At 44.4% G+C, this 3,656-nt stretch carries 5 protein-coding genes and 1 pseudogene; 1 reads left to right on the top strand and 5 read right to left on the bottom strand.

Annotation, left to right across the window (positions count from 1 at the left end; all coding sequences use genetic code 11):
- The 5 genes and pseudogenes from G7Y52_RS14635 to G7Y52_RS14610 all read right to left on the bottom strand — a co-directional run.
- Window positions 1–166 (bottom strand): transposase (locus G7Y52_RS14635; protein WP_165064542.1); only part of this gene is annotated, 166 nt, incomplete at its 3' end.
- Between the two features lie 195 nt (window positions 167–361).
- A complete protein-coding gene (locus tag G7Y52_RS14630; protein WP_165073177.1) occupies window positions 362–1,252 on the bottom strand; it encodes a glycosyltransferase in 891 nt (296 codons plus the stop codon).
- On the bottom strand, window positions 1,228–2,040 hold the full coding sequence (locus G7Y52_RS14625; protein WP_165073175.1) for a glycosyltransferase family 4 protein: 813 nt from the start codon (window positions 2,038–2,040) through the stop codon (window positions 1,228–1,230). Before G7Y52_RS14625 ends, G7Y52_RS14630 begins: the two co-directional genes overlap by 25 nt.
- Window positions 2,041–2,042: 2 nt before the next feature.
- Window positions 2,043–2,930 (bottom strand): annotated as a pseudogene (locus G7Y52_RS14615) (glycosyltransferase).
- Window positions 2,931–2,956: 26 nt separating this feature from the next.
- Entirely contained in the window at window positions 2,957–3,244 is a 288-nt protein-coding gene (locus G7Y52_RS14610) for a hypothetical protein (protein WP_165073171.1), read from the bottom strand.
- 197 nt (window positions 3,245–3,441) lie between these two features.
- On the opposite strand from G7Y52_RS14610, the gene G7Y52_RS14605 reads away from it, so the two are divergent.
- On the top strand, window positions 3,442–3,656 hold a 215-nt coding region (locus G7Y52_RS14605; protein WP_165073169.1), incomplete at its 3' end, for a hypothetical protein.

Raw genomic sequence — 3,656 nt, 5'->3', positions numbered from 1 at the left:
TGGTATGCCAGTTGCCGAATTCTTTTGGGAGACGCCGCCACTTGCAGCCATTTTCCGCGACATAGAGGATAGCATTGAGAACCTGGCGATTATCCAGGGAAACATTTCCCCGCTGTCGGGGGAAGCAGTCGGCAATGCGTTCATATTGTTCTTTGGTTATGTTCATGGGGGCGAGTATACCCCATGAATATAATTCGTCAAATAGAGTGAACAGGCCCTAGGCAGCGGCGCAAGTACGGAGCCGCATTGTATATGGGAATAATGACGGAAATTGCATTCGACACTATATATACTCCATATTTTTTAGTATACTGCTATATATATTACAAAATATATTTATTATACATGAAATACAGTCTATTTATTTTTTTGAAAATTCCTTTTTAGACAGTGATAGACGCGACATATGAAGATTGATATGATGCTTTACACTGGAACGAAGCATATTCAACACTCTTTTTGATTCTGTATTGTCTTTTGTATCTAGCGGATTGGTTACCAGTGTGCGGAGTGTGCCCCGGATATCTGGATCCTCAATACTGGCTATAGAGTCCAAGTCCGTTGTTTTTTTTCTATTGACCACGCGCCGGAAAAGTACTTCCCACTGGTCGAGCACCCGATCTCTATCATACCGCGCGGAAAGCTCCCGCGCCCGCGTGCCCATGCGTTGCCGCAATTGTTCGTCCGTCATGAGGGTGCGCAGTTGTTTCGCCAGGCTTTCCGCTGTCATTTCCGGGGCAAGCAAGCCGTTTTCGCCATGCACGATGATTTCATTGACACCGGGGCAGGCGGCAAAGCCCACAGCGGGCAGGCCGAAACCTTGCGCCTCAGCAAGGGCTAACGGGAATCCTTCGTAGCGGGATGGCAGGGTGAACAGATCGGCTTCGGCATATTCAGCGGAAATGTCCTCCATTGCTCCCGGCAGAGTTATCCTGTTGTTTACCCCCAAATCGGTAATAAGTGTTTCGTAGTAGTTGCGGTGCGGTCCTTCCCCGCAGATGTGGCACTCCCAGCCGGGAAAGTTATCCTTGAGCGAAGCGAAGGCGTGTAGCAGTATGGAGAGCTGTTTTTCTGGTTCATAGAGACGTGCGACAGTCAGTATACGTTTGCGATGCGTTTGAGAAATGAGTGAATTACTCTTATTGGCAAGATATGGAAAATTTGGAATAACAACTGTACGTCGCTGGAGAAATGTAGGGAGAGATGTGATAAATCCTTTACATAATACTACAATGGCATCACTTGCAGCCATATACGCAAGCCGTTCGGCGCGACTCCAGAGTTCAGCTTCAATAATTTGTGGATCATTGTGTTCCGACCAGACAAGCGGAATATGCAATCCATGACACAATATAGCATAGTTTCTTCCGAAAGAGGTTGAATTGAATACAAGAAGCGCATCAAGACGTTCCCCAGCACTGCGGCCCGTGCGTGCTCCAGCCAGATCATAGAAGGAGAAAAAATACCGAGGTTTACACAGGCTACCGCATCCGGTATGTCATATGCGGGCATGCTTCCTGCCCTTGCCGCATAAAACAGGGTGCAAGCATGTCCTTTCTGAGTAAACCCGCAGGCGATATTGACGGCGGCACGTTCCGCCCCGCCCTTGTCAGCGCACAGGGCAAAAATCAACATTCCGATGCGCATGATTTGTCCCCCGAAGTTGTCTTGCGCAGGCGTCGAATTAGGGCATCCAGCCGAATCCGTGAACGACAGCAAACAAGAAACCTCCGATTTGCAGTTGGATTCGCCAGCGTCCATGCGTGTTCCAACAAGGCAGCATAATTCACGTTCATATTGCTCTTGCGGCAAGTTCGCATACACTTTGTCAAGCACTGTATGGCCTTTTCGGCTGCTTGCGTCGGTAAAGAGCTCATCCCACTGATCAAGAATACGTTCTCGGTTGTAAGCGGAGATTCCTTCTCTGGCAGCTGAGCCGTACTGGAGCCGTAAATTTTCGTTTCGCATTAATCTTGCCAATGCTTCTGCCAGCGATGGCGCGTCCATATTCGAAACCAAAAGGCCATTGCATTCGTGCATGATCAGCTCATTGACTCCTGGCAGTTTGAAAAGCCGACTGAAGGTAACCCATGTGACTGTGCTTCAAGAAGTGACATAGGGAACCCTTCCGAGCGTGAAGGCAGACAGAAGATTTGTGCAACAGCGTACTATTTATCGATATCTTTTACACTTTCTTCAAGGAATACACAGGAACTCAAATGATACGCATCAATTAAATTTTGATACTGTTTATAGAACGGGCCATCACCGCAGATATGGCATTCCCAGTCTGGAAACTCAGCATGTAATATGGCAAAAGCGGAAATAAGTAGGGAGAGTTGCTTTATCGGTTCCTGCAGGTTTGCGACAGCAAGCACAACTTTATTTTGACGCGCACGCAGGGAAGGTTCATCAGAATACGCTTGCGGGTCAAAAAAGTTGGGGATGCTCCTCACTCGACTGCGTAATTTTTCCGGCAGAGATGCCGTGTAGGATGGAAAAAGCAGATGGATTATATCTGCTGAAGCAAGACAAAGCAGGCGTTCTCGCCGGTTCCAAAGAATATTTTCCTCCAACCACGGCGCGGAACGTTCGGAGCACACAAGCGGCAAGCCGGTACCCACTGTCGCGGATAATGCAAACAGGCTGTAGGTGTCGTAGCTGAAAATACATGCAACGTCACAACGGCATTTCAGGATTACTCTTTTAGCAGTTGTGACGCTATTTATTCCATTACCAGAGGAAATGTTGCAACAAACAATTCTCTGAGGAATGGAGTAAGAAGGGATATCAAGCATGTTCGGCGGCGTATCATGGAACAGGAAACAGTCATGTCCTCGCTCAAGCATTCCCCTGGCGATGTTGATGGCCGCACGTTCTGCACCGCCAAGTCCTCTCAATAGATGTTGTATAAAAATTCCGATACGCATTAGAATTTATCCTCGTTTGTTACTATTTATATGGTATTTAATATTTTGGATTTTTTTGAAAAATCTGGAAGTAAAATATATATTTCTATTTTTTTTGTATAATTAGTTTTCAGATAATGTAAAATATTATATACAATTTCAGAGTGAACTGACAATTTTCTTTTTATGAAAGAATCAAATTCATTTTTATTTTTGCACAAATTATATATTTCCAAAATTTTTGTTGCACATAATTTTGCCGCAAGTGTCTTTTCATTTGGAATTGCTCTACGAGCACCAGTTATACATAAAGAAATTATATATGCAAATTGCATATTATATATAATACCAGAAAAGCAATTTTCATGTAAAAATTGTATTACTGTATCGTATATCTTAAACGGATCTACAATTTTTTTAGTGTAAGCTGGATACTATCTGATCTATTTTCTCTACGACAATAGTTATAAATTGCCTTTTCATTAGAGCAATTTGACTTTTATTTTATTTAAAAATCGTTTAGATTGCAGAGATGAAATTTGCATCTGAAGAAATCCGAACCAAGGCTGTTCATGCGTATCTTGATGTAAAAGCAACAGCCAGGCAATTGGCAGATATTTTAGAGCATTTTCTCTTTGAAAATGCTCTGCTGACGCGAAAGCGGCAGCCGCCGCAACGCGGCGTACATTCAGGCGAAAACCGCGTTTTTCGCCTGAATGCCACCTTTGACTTTCATAAAAAGTCAAA

It is taken from the genome of Desulfovibrio sp. ZJ200 (assembly GCF_011039095.1).
In the GTDB taxonomy this organism is placed as follows: domain Bacteria; phylum Desulfobacterota; class Desulfovibrionia; order Desulfovibrionales; family Desulfovibrionaceae; genus Desulfovibrio.
Note: the sequence above shows the minus strand (reverse complement) of the source record. Positions and strands in the feature narration are given on the sequence as shown.